The organism is Streptomyces sp. LX-29, assembly GCF_029541745.1.
In the GTDB taxonomy this organism is placed as follows: Bacteria; Actinomycetota; Actinomycetes; order Streptomycetales; family Streptomycetaceae; genus Streptomyces.
Map to the genome: position 1 here is coordinate 1,205,920 of NZ_CP089746.1, position 25,568 is coordinate 1,231,487.

At 72.5% G+C, this 25,568-nt stretch carries 19 protein-coding genes and 2 pseudogenes; 4 read left to right on the forward strand and 17 right to left on the reverse strand.

What is annotated here, in order from left to right; all coding sequences use genetic code 11:
- Window positions 1-57: 57 nt before the first annotated feature.
- The 3 genes from LRS74_RS05280 to LRS74_RS05290 all read right to left on the reverse strand — a co-directional run bounded on the left by LRS74_RS05280 (window position 58) and on the right by LRS74_RS05290 (window position 3,715).
- The gene (locus LRS74_RS05280) at window positions 58-1,764 is read right to left on the reverse strand and encodes an NAD(P)/FAD-dependent oxidoreductase (RefSeq protein ID WP_277739885.1); all 1,707 of its coding nucleotides are present in this window, start codon (window positions 1,762-1,764) and stop codon (window positions 58-60) included.
- Window positions 1,765-1,822: 58 nt separating this feature from the next.
- Window positions 1,823-2,620, reverse strand: a complete 798-nt coding sequence (locus tag LRS74_RS05285) for a carbon-nitrogen hydrolase family protein (RefSeq protein WP_277739886.1) — start codon at window positions 2,618-2,620, stop codon at window positions 1,823-1,825.
- A 147-nt stretch (window positions 2,621-2,767) separates the two neighbouring features.
- Window positions 2,768-3,715, reverse strand: coding sequence for a LysR family transcriptional regulator (locus LRS74_RS05290; RefSeq protein WP_277739887.1), 948 nt, complete (start codon window positions 3,713-3,715; stop codon window positions 2,768-2,770).
- A 196-nt stretch (window positions 3,716-3,911) separates the two neighbouring features.
- Between LRS74_RS05290 and LRS74_RS05295 the strand changes: the two are divergent.
- Window positions 3,912-5,075, forward strand: a pseudogene (locus tag LRS74_RS05295) (MFS transporter); the annotation flags it as partial.
- A gap of 308 nt (window positions 5,076-5,383) precedes the next feature.
- Here LRS74_RS05295 and LRS74_RS05300 read toward each other — a convergent pair.
- Window positions 5,384-6,364, reverse strand: coding sequence for an antibiotic biosynthesis monooxygenase (locus LRS74_RS05300; protein WP_277739888.1), 981 nt, complete (start codon window positions 6,362-6,364; stop codon window positions 5,384-5,386).
- 243 nt (window positions 6,365-6,607) lie between these two features.
- On the opposite strand from LRS74_RS05300, the gene LRS74_RS05305 reads away from it, so the two are divergent.
- Window positions 6,608-7,174, forward strand: coding sequence for a nucleoside deaminase (locus LRS74_RS05305; RefSeq protein ID WP_277739889.1), 567 nt, complete (start codon window positions 6,608-6,610; stop codon window positions 7,172-7,174).
- A 137-nt stretch (window positions 7,175-7,311) separates the two neighbouring features.
- Here the strand turns inward: LRS74_RS05305 and LRS74_RS05310 are convergent, their stop codons facing one another.
- Both LRS74_RS05310 and LRS74_RS05315 read right to left on the reverse strand, forming a co-directional pair.
- Window positions 7,312-7,767 carry an Lrp/AsnC family transcriptional regulator gene (locus LRS74_RS05310; protein WP_144382479.1) on the reverse strand — a complete coding sequence of 152 codons (456 nt, stop codon included), beginning with the start codon at window positions 7,765-7,767 and terminating at the stop codon, window positions 7,312-7,314.
- Between the two features lie 300 nt (window positions 7,768-8,067).
- Complete coding sequence (locus LRS74_RS05315) at window positions 8,068-9,576, reverse strand: amino acid permease (protein WP_277739890.1); 1,509 nt, start codon at window positions 9,574-9,576, stop codon at window positions 8,068-8,070.
- Between the two features lie 376 nt (window positions 9,577-9,952).
- On the opposite strand from LRS74_RS05315, the gene LRS74_RS05320 reads away from it, so the two are divergent.
- Window positions 9,953-10,936: a DUF2637 domain-containing protein gene (locus tag LRS74_RS05320; protein WP_277739891.1), complete on the forward strand. Its 984-nt coding sequence runs from the start codon at window positions 9,953-9,955 to the stop codon at window positions 10,934-10,936.
- Between the two features lie 227 nt (window positions 10,937-11,163).
- Here the strand turns inward: LRS74_RS05320 and LRS74_RS05325 are convergent, their stop codons facing one another.
- From LRS74_RS05325 to fmt, 5 genes are all read right to left on the reverse strand, one after another.
- Window positions 11,164-12,612, reverse strand: coding sequence for a GuaB1 family IMP dehydrogenase-related protein (locus LRS74_RS05325; RefSeq protein ID WP_277739892.1), 1,449 nt, complete (start codon window positions 12,610-12,612; stop codon window positions 11,164-11,166).
- Window positions 12,613-12,960: 348 nt separating this feature from the next.
- A complete protein-coding gene (locus LRS74_RS05330) occupies window positions 12,961-13,950 on the reverse strand; it encodes a sugar-binding domain-containing protein (RefSeq protein WP_277744611.1) in 990 nt (329 codons plus the stop codon).
- Between the two features lie 129 nt (window positions 13,951-14,079).
- Window positions 14,080-14,766 carry a ribulose-phosphate 3-epimerase gene (gene rpe, locus LRS74_RS05335; RefSeq protein WP_277739893.1) on the reverse strand — a complete coding sequence of 229 codons (687 nt, stop codon included), beginning with the start codon at window positions 14,764-14,766 and terminating at the stop codon, window positions 14,080-14,082.
- Between the two features lie 135 nt (window positions 14,767-14,901).
- Entirely contained in the window at window positions 14,902-16,338 is a 1,437-nt protein-coding gene (locus tag LRS74_RS05340; protein WP_277739894.1) for a transcription antitermination factor NusB, read from the reverse strand.
- Between the two features lie 267 nt (window positions 16,339-16,605).
- Window positions 16,606-17,538, reverse strand: coding sequence for a methionyl-tRNA formyltransferase (gene fmt / locus LRS74_RS05345; protein ID WP_277739895.1), 933 nt, complete (start codon window positions 17,536-17,538; stop codon window positions 16,606-16,608).
- 312 nt (window positions 17,539-17,850) lie between these two features.
- On the opposite strand from fmt, the gene LRS74_RS05350 reads away from it, so the two are divergent.
- A complete protein-coding gene (locus tag LRS74_RS05350) occupies window positions 17,851-18,405 on the forward strand; it encodes a hypothetical protein (RefSeq protein WP_277739896.1) in 555 nt (184 codons plus the stop codon).
- A gap of 602 nt (window positions 18,406-19,007) precedes the next feature.
- Here the strand turns inward: LRS74_RS05350 and LRS74_RS05355 are convergent.
- The 6 genes and pseudogenes from LRS74_RS05355 to gmk form a co-directional block, all read right to left on the reverse strand.
- A pseudogene (locus LRS74_RS05355) lies at window positions 19,008-19,247 on the reverse strand (primosome assembly protein PriA); the annotation flags it as partial.
- A gap of 61 nt (window positions 19,248-19,308) precedes the next feature.
- Window positions 19,309-21,462, reverse strand: a complete 2,154-nt coding sequence (locus LRS74_RS05360) for a primosomal protein N' (protein ID WP_277739897.1) — start codon at window positions 21,460-21,462, stop codon at window positions 19,309-19,311.
- Window positions 21,463-21,657: 195 nt separating this feature from the next.
- Complete coding sequence (gene metK / locus LRS74_RS05365; protein WP_277739898.1) at window positions 21,658-22,881, reverse strand: methionine adenosyltransferase; 1,224 nt, start codon at window positions 22,879-22,881, stop codon at window positions 21,658-21,660.
- Between the two features lie 378 nt (window positions 22,882-23,259).
- Window positions 23,260-24,501 carry a bifunctional phosphopantothenoylcysteine decarboxylase/phosphopantothenate--cysteine ligase CoaBC gene (gene coaBC / locus LRS74_RS05370; protein ID WP_277739899.1) on the reverse strand — a complete coding sequence of 414 codons (1,242 nt, stop codon included), beginning with the start codon at window positions 24,499-24,501 and terminating at the stop codon, window positions 23,260-23,262.
- A gap of 129 nt (window positions 24,502-24,630) precedes the next feature.
- Window positions 24,631-24,903 carry a DNA-directed RNA polymerase subunit omega gene (gene rpoZ, locus LRS74_RS05375; protein ID WP_030360466.1) on the reverse strand — a complete coding sequence of 91 codons (273 nt, stop codon included), beginning with the start codon at window positions 24,901-24,903 and terminating at the stop codon, window positions 24,631-24,633.
- A 38-nt stretch (window positions 24,904-24,941) separates the two neighbouring features.
- Window positions 24,942-25,538, reverse strand: coding sequence for a guanylate kinase (gene gmk, locus LRS74_RS05380; protein ID WP_277739900.1), 597 nt, complete (start codon window positions 25,536-25,538; stop codon window positions 24,942-24,944).
- Window positions 25,539-25,568 lie beyond the last annotated feature (30 nt).

Genomic DNA, 25,568 nt, shown 5'->3' on the forward strand with positions numbered 1-25,568 from the left:
GTGACGGCGGCCCGGGTCTCGGGGAGGGGGAAAGCGGCCCGAACGACGCTGGGAGGGTCAGTCCTCCGGCAGCTCCACCGGGGCGATCTCGTCGTAGAGGTCGCCGGGGCCCGGGTTGGTCGGGTCGGTCTCGCCGCCGAACTGCTTCATGACACCCCAGACCGCGTTGAGCGCGGTCTGCACGGCACCCTCGGCCCAGCCCGCCGTCCAGGAGATGTCGTCACCCGCGAGGAAGATGCCGCGCTTGTCCTCAGGCAGGCGGTCCTGCATGAAGTGGGTGAACAGACGGCGCTGGTAGCGGTAGTGGCCGGGCAGGTTGGCCTTGAACGCGCCCATGAAGTAGGGCTCGTTCTCCCAGGAGACGGTCACCGGGTTGCCGATGATGTGCTTCCGGATGTCGACCTTCGGGTAGATCTCGCCGAGCGACTTGAGCATGACCTCCATGCGCTCGCTCGCGGACAGCGGCAGCCACTTGAGGCTGTCGTCGCACCAGGTGTAGGAGAGGCAGATGACGGCGGGCTGGTCCGGCCCGTTGTCCAGCAGGTAGGTGCCGCGGGTCATCCGGTCGGTGAGCGTCATGCTCATCGTGTCCCGGCCGGTCTCCTCGTCCTTGTCCAGCCAGAACGGGCGGTCGACCGGCACGAACAGCTTGGAGGACTCCATGTAGTGGGTGCGCTCCATCGCCGTCCAGTGGTCGATGGGGAACAGCGCGTCATCGCACTCGATCTTCGACAGCAGCATCCAGGACTGCGCGGTGAAGATGGCGGCGCGGTAGGTGCGGATGTCGCCGGAGGCGTCGGTGACGGTGATGCGGTTGCCCGCCGTGCGGTGCAGCCGGGTCACGGCCGGGCGCGGCGTGCCGTCGTGCAGGCCGGCCAGCGAAGTGCCCTGGGGCCAGTGCACGAGCTTCTGGGGCTCGCGCTCCCACAGCCGCAGCGGAAGCTGCTGGCTACCGCCCACGATGCCGCGGTGGTGGTCGTCAGCCTCCGTGTAGACGACGCGGAGGATCTCCAGGATGGAGTTCGGGAAGTCGGTGTCCCAGCCACCGGTGCCGAAGCCGACCTGGCCGAAGATCTCCCGGTGGCGGAAGGACTTGAAGGCCGGGGAGTCGCAGAGGAAGCCGTAGAAGGTCTGGTTGTCGAGCTTCTCGACGAGCTGCGCCCAGATCTCGCGGATGCGCGGGATGTCCCGCTCGCGGATGGCGCGGTTCATGTCGGAGAAGTTCGCGCCCTCCTCCAGGCAGGCGTTCCAGGCGTCCATGACCTGGCGGTAGACCTCGGGGAGGTCGTCGATGGTCTCGGCGTAGTGCGACTCGCCCTTGAGGTCCACGACCGTGGAGGGGGTGTCCGGGGCAAGCGGGTTGGGGAACGGCTTGGTCTCCAGGCCCACCAGGTCGATGTAGTGCTGAAGGGCGGTGGAGCACGGCGGGAACCGCATCGCGCCCATCTCGGCGTTCAGCGAGTCGTCACAGCCCTCGAAGCCGACGGTGCGCAGCCGGCCGCCGATCTGGTCGGCCTCGTAGACGACGGGCTTGAGGCCCATCTTCATCAGCTCGTACGCGGCGACGATGCCGGAGAGGCCACCGCCGATGACCGCGATCTCGCTGCCGTGCTCGGTGGCGGGTATCTGGCCCAGGCCGGCCGGGTGAGCCAGGTAGTCGTCGTAGGCGTAGGGGAAGTCCGGGCCGAACATGGTGACGGGCGGAAGGGGGGACTGCTGCGGGTCCTGGTCGTCGTGGACGGCGGTGGGCACCGTGGACGTCATCGGCTGGACTCTCCTACTTGCGGGGTGATCGGAACGATCGAGGGGGTGGTGCGATGGTTCAGACGAGCGAGGCGTACAGCTCGGGGCGGCGATCGCTCAGATAGGTGTTCTCGGCCCGGGACGCCTTCAGCGACTCGGTGTCCACATCGGCGGTGACCAGGTCCTCCGTCGCGCCGGCGCGGGCGCGGGCGGTGCCGTCGGGGGCGGCGAGGCAGCTGAGCCCGGCGAAGTGGAACTCGCCCTCGAGGCCGCAGCGGTTGGCGTACGCGATGTAGAGCTGGCTCTCCCAGGCGCGGGCCGGGAGGAGCGTCTGCGGGACGATCTCGTACGGGCGCATCAGCGCGGTGGGGACCGCCAGCAGCTCGGTACCGGCGAGGGCGTGGGCCCTCACGGTCTCCGGGAACTCGACGTCATAGCAGATCAGGAGGCCGATCCGGACGCCGTCCAGCTCTGCCTGAACGACCGGCTCGTCGCCGGGAGTGAAGTAGGCGGTCTCGAAATCGCCGAAGAGGTGGGTCTTGCGGTAGTTGGCGAGGCGGCTGCCGTCGGCTCCGAAGAGCTGGACGGAGTTGTAGAGGGTGTCGCCGTCGCGCTCGGGGTAACCGCAGGCGATCGCGATGCCGTGCTCGGCGGCGATCCGGGCCAGGGCCGTGGCCCCGGGGCCGTCGGCGGGCTCCGCCAGCTCCGGCACGGCGTCACCGATGGCGTAGCCGGTGAGGAAGAGCTCCGAGGTGACGAGCAGCCCCGCTCCGGCCGCCGCGGCCCGGCCGGCGGCGTCGCCGAGGACCTGGAGGTTGGCCGACACGTCGCCGGGGTGACCGGAGCTCTGAAGCAGGGCGGTGCGCAGCGACGGCATGGCAGACCTCGGGCAGGAGCGGGTACGGGACGTACAACCAGCAGGGGGACGTAAAGAACCGTACGGTTCTCGGCCGATCACGAACAAGGCTTGACCATTGCGGACAGGGCGTCGATTCGAAACGGGAACCCGCCCCGTCGCGTCGATTCATTGCGCGGGGCCGGCCAGTGTGTCGGCGACCACGTCCCGGACGAGGCCGCGCAGCCAGATGTGGCCACCGTCCGCCTCGTGGCGGGGGTGCCAGGCCATGGCGAAGGGCAGCGGGGGCAGCTCGAGCGGCACCTCGAAGGTGCGCAGACCCAGCGCGGCCACGGCCGGGGCGTCGACCCGCTCCGAGGCGAGTCCGATGGCGTCGCCGCGCAGCAGAAGGAAGAGGGAGGCGGCGAAGGTGGGTGAGGAGGCGACCACGCGGCGGCGCAGGCCGTGGGCGGCGAGGGCGGTGTCGATGGGGCCGGACAGCCGGCCGCGCCGGGAGACCACGAGATGGTTGGCGGCAGCGAAACCACGGAGGGTGACGCTTCCCTCGGCGAGGGGGTGCCCGGGCCGGACCACACCGACCATGCGGTCCTCCAGCAGCGGCTCGACGCGGATCTCCGGCTCGTTGCGGTCGATGACGCCGATCTCGAGGTCGACGGTGCCGTCGCGGAGGGAGGGCACGCCGGTGCTGGGCTCGGCGAGGAAGCGCAGGGTCACCCCTGGCGCGGTGCCGGCGACGCGGTCCAGCAGACCGGCGCCGAACGCCATCACATGGGCGTCGTGCGCGCTGAGGGTGAAGGCGCGGCGGAGGGTGGCGGGGTCGGCGGGCGAGCCGGCCGCGAACAGCGCGCGGGCGTCCTCCACGAGCCGACCCACCTCGGCCCGGATGGCCAGCGCGCGGGGGGTGGGGACCATATGACGCCCGGCTCGGACCAGCACCGGGTCACCGAGGGCACCCCGGATGCGGCCGAGGGTGCGACTCATGGCCGGGCCGGAGAGTCCGAGCCGGTCGGCGGCCCCGGTCACGCTCTCCTCCTCAAGCAGGGCGTCCAGCGCGACCAGCAGGTTCAGATCGACACGGTGGGCCGGTAGACCGCTCTCACCAGGTTCAATGCGCATAACGCAAGTATTCCTTGCTGACATTGCATTTGAAAGCAATATGGGGCGTCCCTACCGTCGTCGAGGTCGGTCCCAGACAGCAGTACTCATCAGTGCTCTTCACTTCGGGGGTCTCTTCGTCATGTCGGCAACCCTGTCCGCCAAGGCGCCGCCGCGCTCCGCGGCGAGCGGGCGCCATCGCGCGGTGCTCATCGCGATGTGTGCCTGTGTGCTCGTCGCGCAGTCGCTTGTCGCCGCCATCAACCTCGCCATCCCCCAGCTGTCGGCGAGCGATCTACGGCCGTCGCCGTCGCAGCTGCTGTGGATCGTCGACACCTACGTCATCGTCTTCGCCGGACTGCTGATCCCGGCGGGGGCGCTCGGCGACCGGCTGGGCCGCAAGGGCGTGCTGCTCGCCGGTCTGTCCCTGTTCACCGGCGGCGCCGCGCTGTGCGCACTGGCGACGACCGTGCCGTTGCTGCTGGCCGGGCGGGGGGTGTCGGGCGCGGGGGCCGCGCTGATGATGCCCGCCACCATGTCGCTCCTGCTCCAGGTCACCGCCCCCGAGCGACGCGCGGCGGCCATCGCCAGCTGGAGTTCGGCGCTGGCCGTGGGAGGCATCCTGGGCAACACCGGCGGCGCCTTGATCATCGAGTATCTGCCGTGGCAGGGCCTCTTCTGGGCCTACGTACCGCTGGGCGCCGCCCTGTTGCTGTGGACGGCCCGGGTCGCTCCGCGCGCTCCCCGGGGCACCGCGAACCTCGACGCCCCCGGCTCCGCCCTGCTCATTCTCGGCCTCTTCGCCCTGCTCTACGGGATCATCGAGGGCCCGGGACACGGCTGGGGCTCGACCCCCGTCCTGGGCGCGTTCGGCCTGGCCGCGTCGCTCCTCGCGATCTTCACCTGGCATGGGCTGCGCGCCGCACAGCCGGTGCTCGACCCGCGGGTCTTCCGGCTGCCCGCCGTGCGGGCCGGGGCGATCGGCATCGCCGCCGCCTTCTTCGGGATGTTCGCCCTCTTCTACGTGAACGCGCAGTTCCTGCAGTACGTGAAGGGCTTCAGTGCGCTGCAGGCCGGCATCGGCGTGCTCCCGGCGGCCGTCGGCATGATGCTGGTGACCCAGCGCAGCATCGGCTGGGCGCGCCGGCTGGGCACCCGCCCCACGGTCGTCACCGGGCTGCTGCTCCTCGCCGCCGGGCTGGCGGCCATGTCCACGGCGGACTCCGGGACGCCGTACCCGCTGTATGCGGCGTACATGTTGATCATGGCCACGGGGTGCGGGATGACGATGCCGTCGCTCTCCCACTCGGTGATCACCGCCCTGCCGCAGGCGAAGGCGGGGGTGGGCTCCGGCCTGAACGCCGCCGCCCGCGAGCTGGGGGCCGCCCTGGGGATCGCCGTCATCGGCACCGCCCTGTCCATACGTTTCTCCGACCGGCTCCCGGCCGCGCTGGGCGATCATTCCGACTCCGCCGCGCAGGCACTGGCCGCCGCGTCCCGACTCGGAGACGGGGTGCGTACGGAGGCGGTGTCGGCATACACCGACGCGGTCGGGGTGGGCTACCGCATAGCGGCCGTGGTGCTGGTCGCCCTCGCGGCGGTGGTGGCGGCATGGCTTCGACCGCCGGCTACAGAGGCAGACGGAGGAGGAGGCCGTAACGGAGCAGGAGGGGCCGGGGCGTGGCGGGGCTATCCGGTGGTCAGCCCGAAGACGACGATGAACACCAGCCAGCACAGCGCCACCAGTGCGGCGCCCAGGACGTGGACGCGGAGGGAGTTCGCTCGATCGGGCACCAGCCAGAAGGCGAACGCTCGGTTGACCAAGGGCATCAGCAGCCAGGTCAGCACGCTGACACTGAGCACATTGCCGATGAACAGACCCACGTACCCGGGCACGCCGAGCTCGTCGAGGTCATGGCCCACCGTCAGATTCAGGACCATGACGGTCGGATAGAGCGCCAGGACGACGGACATGGCCTGCTTCCAGTTGGGCGGAACGCCCGCCTTGTCCGCCCCTTCGCCGAACCGGAACCAGCCACTGAACGCGGATGCGATCTTTCGCACGTCATAGGAGGAGAAGTACTGGCGCCCCTCCATCAGCAGCTTCTTGCGCGCCTCGGAGTCGAGCCACCGTTCGAGGTGCTCACGGGTGTCGTAGCGGAAGACGACCACCCAGCGGTCCTGGACTCCCTGGACGGGCTTGAACAACTCCGACCCCATGAAGCCCGATTGCTTCTCCTGCTCGGCGAGGACCTTGTCCTGCCACCGCATGAAATCCCGCTCCCGTCCGGGCCGCACCTCGTGCGAGATGACCGCCGTCACCACATCGCGGGCCGGCGTGCCACCGGCGAGGATCTCCTGGGTCGGGGAGCCCTCGAACAGAGGGCGACCCTCGTCGAGGAGTTCCCGGCGGGCGGAGGACTCCAGCCAGGCGGTCAACTGGTCGACACGGGAGAAGCGAAAGACGACGACCCACTCGTTGACTTCGCCGGGGGTCGGCGGATACAGCTCCGTTCCCTCGAACCCGTCGAAGTCACGCACGACTTGGTTCGTCTTCTCCTGCCAGCGACGGTAGTCGTCGTCACGCCCCGGTCGCACCCGCTGGGAGGTCACCACCGTGGCGTTGTCCTCGCCGACACCGCCGAGGTCACGGCTTGCACCAGCACCCATACCGAGTAGTCTAGATCGAAAGGGAGTTATCCACCAATTCGGGCAAATTGCGAGGTAGAAGGAGGTGGAAGGGAGGGACGACGACACCGGGCACGTCGACAGCGAACAGCAGGGCGGCGCGGACAAGGTGACGTCAAGCTGACGTCGGAGAGACAGACAGACGAGCAGCGTCGAGACAGGGCAGCGGAAAGACCGCAGCGGAGAGACAGACAGAGAGACGGGCAAGAGACGGGCAGGGTTCTCATGGATCACAAAGAGTGTCTGACCGAGGCGGTGCGACTGGCCACCGAGTCCGTGGTGAACGGCTGGGGCGGCCCGTTCGGCGCGGTGATCGCCCGTGACGGGGAGATCATCGCCCGGGGCCAGAACCGGGTACTACTCACCGGCGATCCCACCGCGCACGCCGAGGTGGAGACGATCCGCAAGGCGATCCAGTGCCTCAACCCGGAGGCCCCTTCGATCGCCGAGGACCACCAGAACGAGAGCACGCTGAAGTACGTGCCACGCCCCGACGGGTCCACCGACCCCGTACCGGAACGCGCCCGCATGCTCCAGGGGTGCTCGATCTACATCAGCGGCGCCCCGTGCCCGATGTGCATGAGCGCCATCTACTGGGCGCGGATCGACGCCGTCTACTTCAGCTGCGACCTGGACGCCACCCGGGCGATCGGCTTCGACGACGCCTATCAGTACGAGGACTTCCAGCGGTCGTTGGACCAGCGGCGGATCAAGATCGAGCAGATCCACCCCGAGCTGGGCGCCGAGGCGTACAAGGCGTGGAGCGACAAGGGCGACTGCCACCCGTACTGACACGCCGTGGGCGCCGCCCGTACTGACGCCCCGTGGGAACGAAAACGGGCCCACCCCCGGATGAACGGGGTGGGCCCACCTCTGACGGGTCGAGATCGGGAGGAAGCTCTGCCGGGTCGAGATCGGGAGGAGGCGCTTCAGGCGGGCGAGCCCGAGGTGTAGCGCCGCAGGAGGGGCGAGAGGACCAGCACCGACTTGGTGCGTTCCACGAACGGCTCGCCCGCGATCCGCTCCAGCACCCGCTCGAAGTGGCGCATGTCGGAGGCGAAGACCTGGACGATGGCGTCGGCCTCCCCCGTGACGGTGGAGGCGGACGCCACTTCCGGATAGCGCGAGAGCCCGCGGTGGATGTCCTGCGGCGAGGTGTTGTGACGGCAGTAGAGCTCGATGAACCCCTCGGTCTCCCAGCCGAGCGCCGCCGGGTCCACCCGAACCGTGAATCCGGTGATGGCGCCCTCGGCCCGCAGCCGGTCCACGCGCCGCTTCACGGCGGGCGCGGACAGGCCGACCTCCGCGCCGATGTCGGCGTACGAGCGGCGGGCATCCTCGGCGAGGGCGTGGACGATGCGTTCGTCCAGGTCGTTCAGTCGCACTGCGGGGGAATCACTTCTCTGCGGTGGCCAATGGGAGCGGCGCTTGCCGTTGCCCGAAGTAGATCACAGCGGGGTCGCTGTCACGGGCGTCGCCAACGGCTCGCCACTACCTGCTGCTTCATGTCTTCCCACATCTTCTCGTGGCTCTCCTGACCTTGCCAAACCAGCCGCGGTGGCTGGTCGCCACGGCGGCGCCCTGGAGGAGGGAGACGAAGAAGAGGGGCCTGAGGCGGCTTTGTGGAACCGCGTGGTGCGGTCACAAGCCCCTCAGACCCCTCGTCGAGCGTCTCAGGAGGTGGGCTAGTCGGCGTCCGCGACGCTGGCAGCCGCGAGGGCGTCCGAGGCGCTGGAGGTCGCAAGCCGGGAGCGGCGCATGCCGTAGCCGAAGTAGACCACGAAGCCGACGGCCATCCAGACGCCGAAGACGATCCAGGTGATGGTGTCCAGGCTGCCCATCATCCACACGCAGAAGCCGAAGCCGATCAGCGGGAAGAGCGGGGAGAGCGGCACCCGGAAGGTGCGCGGCATCTCGGGGCGGGTGCGGCGCAGCACGATCACCGCGATGTTGACGAGGGCGAAGGCGAACAGGGTGCCGATGCTGGTGGCGTTGGCGAGCTCGCCGAGCGGGATCAGCGCGGCCAGGACGCCGCAGAACAGCGAGACGATCACGGTGTTGGCGCGCGGGGTGCCGGTGCGCGGGTTGACCTTGGCGAACACCTTGGGCACCAGGCCGTCGCGGGACATCGCGAACATGATGCGGGTCTGGCCGTAGAGCACGGTCAGCACGACGGAGGCGATGGCGATGACGGCGCCGGCAGCCAGCAGCACGGCCCAGAAGTTCTGGCCGGTGACGTCCTCCATGATCCCGGCCAGGTCGGCCTCGGAGCCGCTGAAGTTCTTCCACGGCCGGGCGCCGACGGCGACGAAGGCGACCAGGACGTACAGCGCCGTGACGATGCCCAGCGACAGCATGATCGCGCGGGGCAGGTCACGCTGCGGGTTCTTCGCTTCCTCGCCGGCCGTGGACGCGGCGTCGAAGCCGATGTACGAGAAGAAGAGGGTGGCACCGGCGGCGCTCACGCCCGCCATGCCCAGCGGCATGAAGTTCTCGTAGTTGCCGGCCTTGAAGCCCATGAAGCCGATGGCGCAGAAGAGCAGCAGGGCGGCGACCTTCACCGCGACCATGATGGTGTTGGCGCGGGCGGACTCCTTGGCGCCGCCGAGCAGGAACACCATGGCCAGCAGGACCACGATCAGCGCGGGCAGGTTGAACAGCGCGCCGTCGGCCTCACCGGGCGCCGCGGAGAGCGCGGCCGGGATGGTGACCCCGATGGTGCCGTCGAGCAGCTCGTTGACGTACTCGCCCCAGCCGACGGCGACCGCCGCGACCGATACGCCGTACTCCAGGATCAGGCACCAGCCGCAGACCCAGGCGACGAGCTCGCCCATCGTGGCGTAGGCGTAGGAGTACGAGGATCCGGAGACCGGGATGGTGCCGGCCAGCTCCGCGTAGGAGAGCGCCGAGAAGAGCGCGGTGAGCCCGGCGATGACGAACGAGAGGGTGACCGCGGGGCCGGCCTTGGGGACGGCCTCGCCGAGCACGACGAAGATGCCGGTGCCCAGCGTCGCACCGATGCTGATCATGGTCAGCTGCCACATGCCGAGGGAGCGGCGCAGCGTGCCACCCTCGCCGTGGCCACCCTCCGCGACAAGCCGCTCGACGGGCTTGCGCCGTATCAGGGCGCCGACGACCCCGGCAGCAGGGGTCGGCTTGTCGCTGACGGGCGAGGGTACGCCTTGGTCCAACACAGGGGTGGCTCCTTTATCGCTGCCGGTCAGATGAGCTCGATGGGCGGTGACCAGCGGCGGACGTGCGGGTGCGCAGGCATGCGCGGGAGACCCGCAGTGAGGAACCGCCGAGCTGACGGTTCCCGCCACTCCACGTACAGCGCAAGACCATACGAGCTGGATGGCTGCGCTCGTAATGCATCATTATTGCGTATACGCGTGCGAACGTTGCGCCTCGATGGTTCGTACAGGGAATTGTTGCACGCGCCACGCATGACAAGATCATTGGCTACTTTCACCCGATTGCTGCGATACGGCGTATTTGCGGAATCGTTGGTCGGGGCGTGACCAGACACAGCCCGCGGCCCTACGGCAGCACGGAACCGGATGGACGGCCATGACCTACCCGGACCCGGAAACCGCCGGCCAGACGGCTGGCTACAGCCCCGGTCATTACCCCGGCCACCACACCGGTCATACGACGCACAGCGGCTACGCGGCCGGCCACCAGGCCGGCTACGGGGGCTACTCCATGGGCTCCGTCGACCCCTCGATCGGAGCCTTCGACGCGTCGGTAGGAGCCTTCGTCGACCCCTCGGTCGGGGCCTTCGACACGTCGGTCGGAGCCTTCGACACCTCCTCGGTCGGGGCCTGGGACGAGCCGCTCGACACCACCCTCAGCGGCAGCTACCCGGGCTACACGGGGCCGCTACCGGCCGCCGAGACCTTCGACGACCGCTGGGACCTGGACGGCGACCTCGCGCGCCTTCTGCAGTCGGCCTCCGCCGAGGAGTCGCCGCAGCCCCCCGTGGACCCGACCCCGGCCCCCGCCCCGGCCCCGGCGCCGCCGACCCCGACCGCCTTCGTGCGCGGCCGGGGACGACGCCGCCGGGTCCGCTTCCGCCGGCCCAACATGCCCTGGCTGCGGCTCTTCAGCCTGGTCTTCGCCGCGCTGACCACGGTGATCGTCGCCATGCTGAGCGTCCTGAGTGGGATGATCTCCTACGGCCCGCTGCGTTTCGTGGCCTCCCCCAGCACCTCCCGGGAGCTGGTCGACTGGTGGCCGGTGCTGGTGTACGGGCCCTGGCTGGTCGCCTCGCTCTCCGTGCTGCGGGCCGCGCTGCACCGCAGGCGCCCGGGGAGCTCCTGGGCGGTCGTGGTGCTCTTCTCCGCCATCGCGGTCTTCCTGTGCATCGCCCACGCGCCGCGGACGGTGCCCGGCATCGCCGTCGCCGCCCTGCCGGCCGTCGCCGCGCTGCTCTCGTTCCACCAGCTGGTGCGGCAGATCACCCTGACCAGCCCGCCGCGCCACGCCCTCCCCCGGCAGCGTGGCCCCGAGTCGCACTCGTCGGGGCAGCACGCCGCCACGTCACGCGGCTGACACCGGGCCCGGTGCGCCGGCTGACACCGGGCCCGGTGCCGGGCGCGCCGGGCCGCGCGCCCGGCGAGCCGCTCCCCGTGGCTCCGCCGCCTCATGCCCGGATCTCAGAGTTCATGCCCGGACATCGGGGCCCGGATGTCAGAGATGCCGTCGGCCCCGGTCACCAGGTGACCGGGGCCGACAGAAGAGGGATCACCCCGAGGGGCGCCCGAGGGGGCGGTGGCGCGTCAGCTCCAGCTGGCGTGCAGCGGCTTGCCCTCGGCGTAGCCCGCGGCGCTCTGCACGCCGACGACGGCACGCTGGTGGAACTCCTCCAGCGAGCCCGCGCCCGCGTAGGTGCAGGAGCTGCGGACACCCGCGATGATCGAGTCGATCAGGTCCTCCACGCCCGGGCGGGCCGTGTCCAGGAACATCCGCGAGGTGGAGATGCCCTCCTCGAAGAGCGCCTTGCGGGCCCGGTCGTAGGCCGACTCCTCCGCGGTGCGGTTGCGCACCGCGCGGGCGGAGGCCATGCCGAAGCTCTCCTTGTACGGACGGCCGTCGGCGGTGTGCTGGAGGTCGCCCGGCGACTCGTAGGTGCCGGCGAACCACGAGCCGATCATGACGTTGGACGCGCCCGCGGCCAGGGCCATGGCGACGTCACGCGGGTGCCGGACGCCGCCGTCCGCCCACACGTGCTTGCCCAGCCGGCGCGCCTCGGCGGCGCACTCCAGCACCGCGGAGAACTGCGGGCGGCCCACGCCGGTCATCATCCGGGTGGTGCACATGGCGCCCGGGCCGACACCGACCTTGATGATGTCCGCGCCGGCCTCGACCAGGTCGCGCACGCCCTCGGCGGCGACGATGTTGCCCGCCACGACCGGCACCTGCGGGTCGAGCGCCCGCACCGCCTTCAGCGCGGTGATCATCGACTCCTGGTGGCCGTGCGCGGTGTCCACCACCAGGGTGTCCACGCCGGCGTCCAGCAGCGCCTTGGCGCGACCGGCCACATCGCCGTTGATGCCGACGGCGGCGGCGATCCGCAGCTTGCCGGTGGCGTCGGTGGCGGGGGTGTACAGGGTGGCGCGCAGCGCGCCCTTGCGGGTCAGGATGCCCGCGAGCCGGCCGTCCGCGTCCACGGCGGGGGCGAGCTTGCGGTGGGCGGTGTCGAGGCGGGTGAAGGCCTCGCGGGGGTCGATGTCCGCGTCGAGGAGCAGCAGCTCCCTGGACATGACCTCGGACAGCTGGGTGAAGCGGTCGACGCCGGTCAGGTCGTGCTCGGTGACGATGCCCACCGGGCGGCCGTCCTCGACCACGACACCCGCGCCGTGGGCGCGCTTGGGCAGCAGGGCGAGCGCGTCGGCGACGGTGGAGGAGGGGCTGAGCACGATCGGGGTGTCGAGCACCAGATGACGGCTCTTGACCCAGGTGATGACGTCGGTGACGACGTCGAGCGGGATGTCCTGCGGGATGACGACGAGGCCGCCGCGGCGGGCGACCGTCTCGGCCATCCGGCGACCGGCAATCGCGGTCATGTTGGCGACCACGAGGGGGATGGTGGTACCGGTGCCATCGGGGGCGGAGAGGTCCACGCCCTGGCGGGAACCGACCGCGGAGCGGCTCGGCACCATGAACACATCGTCGTACGTCAGGTCGTACGGCGGCTTCGAGTCATTGAGAAAACGCACGTACTTCATTCTCACACGGCGAGGCCGTGGAACCCCTGGGTCGAACCTCCCAAGCCTCGGAAAGCGCCTGGTCGATTCGTCCAAACCGGACGGGGTCCACGCCCCGGAGCGGTGCCGCGGGCGACTCGGGGACGGCCTCGCGGGGTGCCGGCCGCCTTCAGATCCCGTAGCCACGCTCCCCCAGCCACGCCCCCGGCCCCCGCCACGACCGCACGCCGCGCGGGGATCGCGCACCGCGCGGGGATCGTCCGGCGCACGCGGATCGCCGGGACGGCGGACGAGGCCGGGGCGCGGCAGGAGATCCCACCGCGCCCCGAATCGTCTCTTCGAGCCTTGTGCCCCGTCCGGGTCCGCGCCCTACGCGCCGTCCGGGTCCGCGCGGTCCAGGGCGGGGCGCGGGCCGGGGCCGGTCTCCAGCAGCAGGTGGTCGGCGGCGGCGGTGTCCGTCACCAGGCTGGTCACCAGCCCGGAGCGGAGCACCGCGCCGATCGCCGCCGCCTTGCGGCGCCCACCGGCGATGGCGACGACCTCCGGGATCCGGCGCAGCCGGTCCGCCTCCACCGTGATGCATCGTTCGCCCAGGTCACGGCCGATGCGGCGGCCGTCCGCGTCGAAGAGGTGGGCGGACATCTCGGCCGCGGCGCCGAGGGAGGCGTAGTGCGCCCGCTCCTCCTCCGAGAGCATGTCGTAGACGGTCGAGATGCCCGCCTCCCAGGAGCCGATGGAGACGGCGGCCACCGTGACCTTGTCGAAGTACTCGAAGGCGCGGGCGATGCCGGTCTGCCCGCGCAGCGCCGCCGCGGTGGCCGGGTCGGGCAGCAGCATCGGCGCGTAGATCGGGTGTGCCTCGCCGCCCGAGACGGCGGCGGCGCGGCGCACCGCCTCCACCGAGCCGCGCTCCGCGGTGCCCGCGTCGTACACGCCGGTGAGCTGCACGACGGTGCACGGCGGCAGCCGGTGCAGGGCGGCCGCCATGTGGATGGTGGACCGGCCCCAGGCCAGGCCCAGCACGTCCCCCTCGGTGACCAGCTCGCCCAGCAGGTCCGCGGCGACCTCGCCCAGGTTCTCCGGGTCCGGGGCGTCGTCCTCGGCGTCGGCCGGTGACTCCACGACGACGGCGTGCCGCAGCCCGTAACGGGCCCGCAGCGCGTCGGAGCGCTCCGCGTCCAGCTCCGCCGGAACGCGGATCTCGATGCGCACCAGGTCGCGCTCCAACGCCGTCTCCAGCACCCGCGCGACCTTGAAGCGGCTGACGCCGAACTCCTCGGCGATCTGGATCTTGGACTTGCCCTCAAGGTAGAAGCGGCGCGCCATGGCCGCCGCCTGCACCAGTTCGGCGGGTCCCATCCGCGTGGCTGAACGGCCGCCCGTCGACACCGCGGTCTCCTCACTGTTCACGTTCTGGACTCACCGTCATCCTGTCAGAAACGGCGGTCTTTGAATTGTCCTTGAGCCGGGAGTTCACCAAGCGGTGGCTCAATGGCCGCATGCCCAGGACGCGGAGGCGGTCGCGCCCTGCGCCTGCGCGCGCAGGTTCCGCACGGCCTCGGCCGGATCCTGGGCGCCGTACACGGCGGAGCCGGCGACGAAGACGTCCGCCCCAGCCTCAGCACACCGCTCGATGGTGGCGGCGGAAACCCCACCGTCCACTTGTAGCCACATCTCGAGGCCGTGCTTGGCGATGAGCTCCCGGGTACGCCGGATTTTCGGCAGCATGATGTCGAGGAACGCCTGGCCGCCGAAGCCGGGCTCGACGGTCATGATCAGCACCATGTCGAGCTCGGGCAGCAGATCCTCGAACGGTTCTATGGGGGTGGCCGGCTTGAGCGCCATCGACGCCCGCGCCCCCTTGGCCCGGATCTCCCGCGCCAGCCGTACCGGGGCGGCGGCCGCCTCCACGTGGAAGGTGACCGAGCCCGCGCCCGCCTCGACGTACTGCGGGGCCCAGCGGTCCGGGTCCTCGATCATGAGGTGGCAGTCGAGCGGGGTGTCGGTCGCCCGGCTGAGCGACTCCACCACCGGCACGCCGAGCGTCAGATTCGGGACGAAATGGTTGTCCATCACGTCGACGTGCAGCCAGTCTGCGCCTTCGACGGCCTTGGCCTCGTCCGCCAGGCGGGCGAAGTCGGCGGAGAGGATGCTGGGATTGATCTGTACGGCCATGGCGCCAAGCCTGCCACGCCCGCCGCCCGGGCGTACCGCCGGGACCGGTCTCACCTGCGCCGGCGGCCCGACGGCCGTCCCGGGAACGGTCGTCGGGCCGTGGCGCGGAGCTCTCGGAGCCGGTGGCGGGCGCCGTCAGGCGGTGCGCCGCAGCAGGGCCAGGTACATCGCGTCGGTGCCGTGCAGGTGGGGCCAGAGCTGGACGTCCGGCCCGTCGCCGAGGGCCAGGACGCCGGGCATCAGCGGCCGGGCGTCGATCCACTCGGCGGAGGCGGCGGCCGCGCCACGCCCCTTGAGCACGTCGTCGACGACGGCCCGGGTCTCGGCGAGGTGCGGCGAGCAGGTCGCGTACCCCACCACGCCGCCGACCCGCACCGCGTTCAGCGCCTCGCGCAGCAGACCGCGCTGGAGCGGCGCGAAGCCCTCCAGGTCCTCCGGGCGCCGTCGCCAGCGCGCCTCCGGCCGCCGCCGCAGCGCGCCCAGACCGCTGCACGGCACGTCCACCAGCACCCGGTCGAAGGTGCCGGGGCGCCAGGCGGGCCGCGTTCCGTCGGCGGTGATCACCTGGTACGGGCCCGGGTTGCCGTGCAGCGCCCGCTCGACCAGTCGGGCGCGGTGCTGCTGCCTCTCCGACGCCAGCAGCATGGCCCCGCGCTGCGCGGCCAGCGCGGCCAGCAGCGCCGCCTTGCCGCCGGGTCCGGCACAGCCGTCCAGCCAGCGGGCGTCGGAGCCCTCCAGTGGGGCGTTGGCCAGCGCGATCGCCACCAGCTGGCTGCCCTCGTCCTGAACGCCGGCGTGCCCCTCGCGGACCGCGTCCAGCGCTCCCGGCTCGCCGCCCTCGGCCAGCCGCACGGCATACGGCGACCAGCGCCCCGGCACCCCGCCCTCGCTGCCCAGCGCGTCCAGCAACTCGGCCCTCTCGGCCCGGCCCGGCCGGGCGACCAGGGTCACCTCGGGCCGCTCGTTGTCGGCGGCCAGCAGGTCCTCGATCCCGGCGCGCCCGCCGCCGAGGGCGTCCCACAGCGCGGAGACGACCCAGCGCGGGTGCGCGTGCACGACCGCCAGGTGCTCCTCGGGGTCCTCGTCGTACGGGGGCGCGACCCGCGCCAGCCAGCCGTCCAGGTCGTCGGCGGCGATCCGGCGCAGCACGGCGTTGACGAACTTCGCCCGCCCGTCGCCGAGTACCACGCGCGCCAGCTCCACGCTCGCCGACACGGCGGCGTGCGGCGGGATACGGGTACCGAGCAGCTGGTGCGCGCCCAGGCTGAGCACGTCCAGCACCGGCGGGTCGACCTCCCGCAGCGGCCGGTCCACGCACTCCGCGATGATCGCGTCGTAGGTGCCCTGCCAGCGGAGCGTCCCGTAGACCAGCTCGGTGGCGAGTGCGGCGTCCCGCCCGTCGAAGTCGCCGCCCTCGCGCGCCTTCCGCAGCAGCGGCGGCAGCACCAGGTTGGCGTACGCGTCCCGCTCGTCGACGGCCCGCAGCGCCTCGAAGGCGAGGATCCGCACGGGGTCCTTCTGGGGACGACGGTAGGTCTTGGCGGGCCGGTGACGGCGCGGCTGATCAGTCACGAAAGGTGCTCCGGATCGATATCGACGTACCGCCCCACCCTACGTCGGGCGGGCGCGGCGAGTCGGCCCGGCGGAACCCTTCCCACGCGGGGCCGGGGCCGGGGGCCGGGGGGGGCCGCCGGTGCCCCGGGCTCGTGCCCGCCCGGGACGCACGGTGCCGCCGGGCCGCGAGCGCGTCGGGCCGCACGCGTCCTGGGTCCCCCGCGTGCGGCGGCATACGGACGAACGGTGTCGGTTCCGCACGCACGGCGGGGAACCGCGCCGGGCCTACGCCCCCAGGTGCTCCCCGCCCGCGATGCGCACCCCGCGCGCCCAGTCGGCGGCCTTCATCGGCTTCTTGCCCTGGGGCTGCACCCAGAGCAGCTCGACGGCGTGGCTGCCGGTGCCGGCGTACACGGCGTTCTTGGTGACGGCGAGCTCGCCCGGGGCCAGGTCGGTGCGGTCGGGCAGCAGGGCCACGGACATGACCTTGAGCCGCTCGCCGCGGAAGACGGTCCAGGCACCGGGAGCCGGGGCGCAGCCGCGCACGACGCGGTCGACCCGCAGTGCGGGCGTCGTCCAGTCGAGCCGGGCGTCCTCCACGCTGAGCTTCGGCGCGAGCGAGACGCCGTCGGCGGGCTGCGGCACCGCGTTCAGGGTGCCGTCCTCGATGCCGTCCATGGTCGCGGCCAGCAGCCCGGCGCCGGCGAACGCCAGCCGGGTCAGCAGGTCGCCGCTGGTGTCGGTGGGGCGTACCCGCTCGGTCAGCACACCGAAGACGGGGCCCGAGTCCAGCCCCTCCTCGATGAGGAAGGTGGAGGCGCCGGTCACCTCGTCGCCGGCGAGCACCGCGTGCTGCACCGGCGCGGCACCGCGCCAAGCGGGCAGCAGCGAGAAGTGCAGGTTGACCCAGCCGCGGGCCGGGATGTCCAGCGCCACCTTGGGCAGCAGCGCCCCGTACGCCACCACCGGACAGCAGTCCGGGCCGATCTCGCGCAGCCGGGCCAGGAACTCCTCGTCGCGCGGCTTGGCGGGCTTCAGGACCTCGATCCCCGCCTCCTCCGCGCGCTGCGCGACCGGGCTGGCGACCAGCCGCCGTCCGCGCCCGGCGGGCGCGTCGGGCCGGGTGACGACGGCCACGACCTCGTGCCGGTCCGAGGCGAGCAGAGCGTCCAGGGCGGGTACGGCGACCTCGGGGGTGCCGGCGAAGACGAGCCTCATGGGTGGCGAACTACCTCTCACACGCAGCGGAACGACGCATCAGTCTATGGCGCCGCCACCCCAGGGGGCCGGGGCCGGGGGTCACCGACCGGGAACGGCCGGTCGCGGACGGTGCGGCCCCGCCGGCTCACGGGGGCGGGCGACCGGCTGGCAGGGGGCGTACGCGAGCCCCCGCGCACGCCCCGGACCGTGACCAAGACGGTGGGTGCGGCGTTGGTCAAGCGAGGTTGACCGTATCGGGCCGCCACCGCGGCCCGATCGTTTTCCTTCCACTTCCGTCCCCCTTCCAACGCCGGTTCGAGAGGCTTGTTCATGGCCGACCATGCAACCCACGACGCCCAGGCACGGGCCAGCCTGCACCTGCTGGTCCGGGACATCGAGCGGGTCCGCCGCCAGGTGGACGCGCTGCGCACGCTCACCGCGCAGCTCGGCAACGTCTACCGCCCACGGCGCACCGGCCCGTCCGCGGGCTTCGTCGTGTACGGGCGCGCCCCCGCTCCCACGGTGCGCCTCGCCCAGGAGCTGCGGGACAGCGTCGAAACGCTCGTCACGGCCGCGGTCGACTTCGACCGCTCGCTCGGCTTCTCGTGGGACGCGGTGGGCTCGGCGCTCGGGGTGACCAAGCAGGCGGTGCACCGCCGCTACGGCGCCCGCCGGACCGCCGCGCAGACGGTCGCCGACCCGGTGGGCGAGGCGTCGGCGCGCACCGTCACCGCGACGGCGGAGCCGCCGTGCGTCCCCGCCGTGGCTGCCACCGTTCCCTCGGTGCCCGCCGCCCGCTCGGTCCCGATGTCGGGGCAGGCCGCCGTCGCGGCGCTGCGCGAGGAGGCCCGCCACGGTGCCCTCCCGGGCCCGCGCAACGGCTGATCCCCATCGCCCCCGTGTGCCCGCCTCGACGGCTGGCGGACGGGGGCGGCGTCCGTCCCCGTCCCCCGCCCGACGTCCCTCCCCGGCCCGAGGGTCCCTCCCCGCCCGAGGTCCCTCTCCGATGCCGGCTCCGCCGCCCCACGGCGCCGGTCTGGCCGATTCCGAGCCACCGCCCTCGGCGTCCCCGCGCCCTCGGCGGTGCGTGCTCCCCGGCGCCCTCGCCACGGCCGCGCCGACAGGGCCGAGGTCTGACCGGGGTCTCGCGGGCGCGGACTCACGGCATCCCCCGAGTGTCCTCCGTCATCGCGGCGGACCGCCCCGGCAGCGCCCTCACGAGCGCGTGCTCCACGACATCCCCCGAGTGCCCCGGCCATCGCGGCAGCCCGCCTCGGCCACGCCCTCGCCACGACCACGCCGCTGCCCCCACCACCGGCCTGTGCCCCGCGCGCGCCTGCCCGGTGACACCTCGCCGACGCTCTGGGCCCTGCTCCCCGCGCCGCCCGTGACCGCTTCCTCCACGGCGCCCGCGGCCGCGGCCGCTCGGCACCCCCGCCGGCGCTCGGCGCGCCTGCCGACATACCCAGGCGGCGTCGGCGCCCACGTCAGCCGATGTCCGGCGGATCGATCCGCACCCGCACCGGCGGCCCCTCCCGCCGCACCAAGCGCGCCGCATGCGCGGCCTTGAGCGCGGCAGCCAAGGCCGCCCCGCTTCCCGGACGCACCCGCAACAGGGCCCGCTCCCAGCTCTCGCCGGGCGGCGGCGCGCCCGGGCGGCGGGGACGCCGAAGTCACCCCGGCACCGGCACCCGACCGAGCACCTCGGCACCCTCAGGAAGACCGCTCGGCACCCCCGCCGGCGCTCGGTGCGCCTGCCGGCGTTCCCAGGCGGCGTCGGCGCCCACGTCAGCCGATGTCCGGCGGATCGATTCGCACCCGCACCGGCGGCCCCTCCCGCCGCACCAAGCGCGCCGCATGCGCGGCCTTGAGCGCGGCAGCCAAGGCCGCCCCGCTTCCCGGACGCACCCGCAACAGGGCCCGCTCCCAGCTCTCGCCGGGCGGCGGCGCGCCCGGGCGGCGGGGACCGCCGAAGTCGCCCCCCGGCACCGGCACCGGACCGAGCACCTCGGCGCCCTCGGGAAGACGGAGGCTCTCCAGGAGATCGGCGACGGCCTCCGGCGGGCCGGAGACGGAGGCCATCCGGGAGACCGGTGGAAAGCCGAGCTGGGCGCGTTCGGCCAGCTCGCGCGCGGCGTGGCCGGCGGGGTCCCAGCGGACCAGCGCCTGGACGGGGCGCAGCGTGGGCTCCGCTATGACGACGACGGTGCCGTCCTCGCGTTGGGGTCGGACCAGCGCGGCGGCGGTCAGCCAGCGGTGCAGGCTGTCCTCTCCGGCGCGCAGGTCAGGGCGGCCGAGCAGGGCCCAGCCGTCGAGCAGCAGGGCCGCCGCGTAGCCGCCCTCCGCGACGGGCTCGGCGCCAGGCGTGCTGACCACCAGGGCCGGCTGCCCGGGGACGGTTTCCAGCACATGGTCGCGCCCGGAGGTGCGCACCGGGACCGAGGGGAAGGCCCGGCCTAGTTCCTCGGCGGTGCGCCGGGCGCCGACGATCCGGGCCCGCAGCCGCGTCCCGCCGCAGGCGGGGCAGTGCCAGGCCCGCTCGCCGCGCCCGCACCAGGCGCAGCACAGGGTGTCCGCGTCGGTGGCCTCCAGCGGGCCGGAGCAGTGCCCGCAGCGGGCCGGCTCCCGGCAGCGCTCGCAGGCCAGCCGCGGCACATACCCGCGGCGCGGCACCTGGACGAGCACCGGTCCGCGCGACAGCCCGTCACGCACCGTCTGCCAGGCGAGGCTGGGAAGCCGGGCGGCGCGGGCGGCCGGGTCCCGTGCCTGTTCGGTGTCGGAGACCGTGCGTATCAGGGGCGCGGCGGCGCGGACCTGCTCGCGGTCGGCCTCCAGGGGCAGCGCCCACCCGTTGTCGACGAGCTGGGCCGCCTCCACGGTGCGTCCCAGGTCTCCGGCGAGGAAGCCGGCGCGCTCGTGGACCGCGCGCAGCAGCAGCACGTCGCGGGCGTGCGGCTGCGGGGCGTTGGTGTCACTGTGGCTGGAGCTGCCGTCGTCCCAGATGGCGACCAGCCCGAGGTCGCGGACGGGGGCGAACATCGCCGCGCGGGTGCCCACGACGGCCCGCACCGACCCGCGGCTGATCGCCAGCCAGCGTCGGTAGCGCTCCTCCGGCCCGGAGTCGGCGACCAGCAGTGTGTGGTGCCCCTCTCCGAGCAGCGCGGTCAGGGCGGCGTCCACCCGGGCGGCGGACCGGCCGTCGGGGAGCACCGCCAAGGCGCCGCGCCCGGAGGCGAGCGTCGTGGCGATGGCGGTGGCGAGCTCGTGCGGCCAGTGCGGGCCGGGCAGCGCGGTCCACACGGCCCGTGGCGCGCCGTCCCGCGCGAGCGCGTCCAGGAAGCCCGGACCGGCCGGGTACCGCGACCAGCTGCCCACCGGAGGCCGCGACGGCGGCGCGGCGGGCGGCGGGGAGGGCTGGGACTCGGCCTTGCCGTTGCGCGGCGGTATCGCCAGTTGCAGGACGTCCGCCAGCGATCCGGCGTAGCGGTCGGCGACCGCCCGGCAGAGCGCGAACAGCTCCGGGCTGAGGACCGGCTCCGGGGACAGCACCTGGGCGAGCGCGGCCAGGGGGCCGCGGTAGTCGGACTCCGCGACGCGCTCGATGACGTACCCGTCGAGCAGCCCGCCGCCCTCTCGACGGCCCTGCCGCACGTTCCCGGTGCCGGCGCCGAACCGCACCCGCACCCGCACCCCCGGCTGCGCCTGAGCGTCCAGGTCCGCCGGGACCGCGTAGTCCCACAGCTTGTCCAGGTGGACCGGGCCCTTGTCCACGAGCACCCGGGCCACCGGTCGCTCGGTCGCCAGCGCCGCCCCCCGCCAGGTCCGCGGCCTGGCCTTCGGTGCCTTGGCCGCCTGCCGCACCGTCTCCCGGATGAGCGCGAGCTGCTCACCCCCGGGCGGCACCGCCGCCGGGTCCGGGGACTGCTCGTTCTCGCTGCTCACAGCTTCAGTCTTAGCAGAGACCACCGACAGCGACGCGAGCACCGACGGGGTGTGCCCCGGCTGCCGTCGTCCCCGACGGCGGTGCCCCGAGACCGCGGTGCCCCGATCACAGAGACGCCGCCGGGCATGCGTGACGGCCCCGGGCACCCTCCACGGGCGTCCGGGGCCGTACGGCGAACAGCGTCTGTCTGGTGGTTACAGACCCACGGCCGCGCGGAGCGCGTCCACGCGGTCGGTGCGCTCCCAGGTGAAGTCCGGCAGCTCACGGCCGAAGTGGCCGTAGGCGGCGGTCTGGGCGTAGATCGGGCGCAGCAGGTCGAGGTCGCGGATGATCGCGGCCGGGCGGAGGTCGAAGACCTCGCCGATCGCCTGCTCGATCTTCTCGGCGTCGACGGTGGCGGTGCCGAAGGTCTCCACGAAGAGACCGACCGGCTCGGCCTTGCCGATGGCGTAGGCGACCTGGACCTCGCAGCGCGAGGCGAGGCCGGCGGCGACCACGTTCTTGGCGACCCAGCGCATGGCGTAGGCGGCCGAGCGGTCGACCTTGGACGGGTCCTTGCCGGAGAAGGCACCGCCGCCGTGGCGGGCCATGCCGCCGTAGGTGTCGATGATGATCTTCCGGCCGGTGAGGCCCGCGTCGCCCATGGGGCCGCCGATCTCGAAGCGACCGGTCGGGTTCACCAGCAGGCGGTAGCCGTCGGTGTCCAGCTTGATGCCGTCCTCGACGAGCTCCTTGAGCACGTGCTCGACGACGAACTCCCGGACGTCCGGAGCCAGCAGCGAGTCCAGGTCGATGTCGGAGGCGTGCTGCGAGGAGACGACGACGGTGTCGAGGCGGACGGCCTTGTTGCCGTCGTACTCGATGGTCACCTGGGTCTTGCCGTCGGGGCGCAGGTAGGGGATGGTCCCGTTCTTGCGGACCTCGGTGAGGCGGCGGGAGAGCCGGTGCGCCAGGTTGATCGGCAGCGGCATCAGCTCGGGCGTCTCGTCGCACGCGTAGCCGAACATCAGGCCCTGGTCGCCGGCGCCCTGCCGGTCCAGCTCGTCACCCTCGTCACCGGCGGTGGAACCCTCGACGCGGGCCTCGTACGCCGTGTCGACACCCTGGGCGATGTCCGGGGACTGCGCGCCGATCGAGACCGACACCCCGCAGGAAGCGCCGTCGAAGCCCTTCTTCGACGAGTCGTAGCCGATCTCCAGGATCTTGTTCCGCACGAGCGTGGCGATCGGCGCGTACGCCTTGGTCGTGACCTCACCGGCCACGTGCACCAGGCCGGTGGTGATCAGGGTCTCGACGGCGACCCGGGACGTGGGGTCGTCCTTCAGCAGGGCGTCGAGGATCGTGTCGCTGATCTGGTCAGCGATCTTGTCAGGGTGGCCCTCGGTGACAGATTCCGAGGTGAACAGGCGGCGGGACACATCGCTCCCTGGGGTTGCAGCGGCTGCTGGCTGATCATTGGCAGAACCGCCCGGGAGCTGCGCCCGTCGCGGTTCCTCCGCCAGTTTATCCGGCGTTTGTGCTGGTTGGGCATTCGGTATCGAAGAACGGGCGTGCCGTGACCGGGAACATACCTGTTCCCCGACGGAAAAGGGTCTTGGCAGAGTGGCAAGAACGTGCCATCTGCACCGGTTGGCCGGGAGCGGTACCTCCGCCTCCGCCGGAACAGTCCCTTCCGTCACACCCGCCACACCTGACGCATGCCTGTTCCGCCGTACGGGACCCCGTTCCTCCCTCCGGCGCCCCCGGCGCCCGTTCCGCCGCCGGGGTCCCGGCCGGCTCAGCCGTCCAGTCGGGTCTCAGCCCTCCAGTCGCTCCGCGACCAGATCCCACACCGTGTCCGCCAGCGCCTCCTTCGGGCCGTACGGGACCGGCGTCTCGGTGCCGTCGGCGCCCAGCACGACGGCCTCGTTCTGCTCCGAACCGAAGGTCTTGCGCTCGCCGACCTCGTTGACGACCAGCAGGTCACAGCCCTTGCGGGCGAGCTTGGCGCGGCCGTTGGCGAGGACGTCGTCGGTCTCGGCGGCGAAGCCGACGACCAACTGGCCGGGGCGCGCGCGGTCGGCGGAGAGCTCGGCGAGGATGTCGGGGTTCCGCACCAGCGCGACGGGCTCGGGGTCCTGGCCGTCGCGCTTCTTGATCTTTCCGGTGGTGTAGTGGGCCGGGCGGAAGTCGGCGACGGCCGCCGCCATGACCACCACGTCCGCGTCGGCGGCCGCCTTCAGGGCCGCCTCCCGCAGCTGCACGGCGGTGCCCACCCGCACCACGTCGGCCCCGGCGGGGTCGGGCAGCTCGGTGTTGGCGGCGAGCAGCGTCACCCGGGCACCGCGGGCCACGGCGGCGCGCGCCAGGGCGTAGCCCTGCTTCCCGGAGGAACGGTTCCCCAGGAACCGCACCGGGTCGAGCGGCTCGCGGGTGCCGCCGGCGCTGACCACCACATGGCGGCCGGCGAGATCCGGCCGCACACCCTCCGCGCCGCGCGCCAGCACCCGACGGCAGACCTCGAAGATGTCGGCGGGCTCGGGGAGGCGCCCCTTGCCGGTGTCGACGCCGGTGAGTCGGCCGACGGCCGGCTCGATGACCACGGCGCCGCGGCGGCGCAGGGTGCCGACGTTCTCCTGGGTGGCCGGGTGCTCCCACATCTCGGTGTGCATGGCCGGGGCGAAGACCACCGGGCAGCGGGCGGTGAGCAGGGTGTTGGTGAGCAGGTCGTCGGCGAGGCCGTGGGCCGCCTTGGCGAGCATGTCCGCAGTGGCGGGGGCGACGACCACCAGGTCGGCCTCCTGTCCGATGCGGACGTGCGGCACCTCGTGGACCGTCTCCCAGACCTCGGTCGAGGCGGGGTTCCCGGACAGGGCGGCCCAGGTGGCCTCGCCCACGAAGTGCAGCGCCGAGGCCGTGGGCACCACCCGGACGTCGTGCCCCGACTCGCTGAGCCGACGCAGCAGCTCACACGCCTTGTAGGCGGCGATCCCGCCGCTGACCCCCAGAACGACCTTGGGCTTGTCCGTCATGACCGCCTTCTCCGCCGCCTTCTCCATGGTTCGCGCTCCCCGCACTCCCACTACGTGGTGTGCACAGGTGGTGTGCACACATGAGGTGTACCTCTCCCATGACACACCACGGGCCCGGCAGCGGTGCTGGCCGGGCCCGTGGTGTGAGCGGAACGACTACTGCGCCGGGGCCTCGACGGCCTCGGAGGTCAGCAGACCCGCGTTGATCTCGCGCAGCGCGATGGAGAGCGGCTTCTCGTGGACGTGGGTGTCCACCAGCGGGCCGACGTACTCCAGCAGGCCCTCGCCGAGCTGCGAGTAGTACGCGTTGATCTGGCGCGCACGCTTGGCGGCGTAGATCACCAGGCTGTACTTCGAGTCGGTGGCCTCAAGCAGCTCATCAATCGGCGGGTTGATGATGCCCTCGGGCGCGGTGATGGAAGAGGACACGCTCTGCCTTCCGATGGGGTGTCTTACACGAGTGAAGCTCAAACAACGCTCATCAAGGCTAGCAGCTCAGCCGCTACGTCCTTGACCGAGGTGTTGACCAGGGTGCTGTCGAACTCCGCCTCCGCGGCGAGCTCGACCTTCGCGGCCTCCAGCCGCCGCTCGATGACCTCCGGCGCCTCCGTGCCGCGGCCGGTGAGCCGGCGGACCAGCTCCTCCCAGCTCGGCGGGGCGAGGAAGACCAGCTGCGCCTCCGGCATGGACTCGCGGACCTGCCGGGCCCCCTGGAGGTCGATCTCCAACAGCACCGGCTCGCCCGCCTCCAGGCGGTCCAGGACCGCCTGCCGGGGCGTGCCGTAGCGGTTGCCCGCGAACTCCGCCCACTCCAGCAGCTCACCGTTGGCGATCAGCTTGTCGAACTCCCCGTCGTCCACGAAGAAGTACTGGACGCCGTGGCGCTCGCCGGGGCGCGGCTTGCGGGTGGTGGCCGAGACCGAGAGCCAGACCTCGGGGTGCTCGTTGCGCATATGAGCGACGACCGTGCTCTTACCGACCCCGGAGGGGCCGGAGAGCACGGTCAGCCGCGGATGTCTGACCGGGGGGACGGGGGCCGTCCCCCGGGAGACCGTAGTACTCATGCAGCGATTATCCAGGTTCCCGGGAGTGCC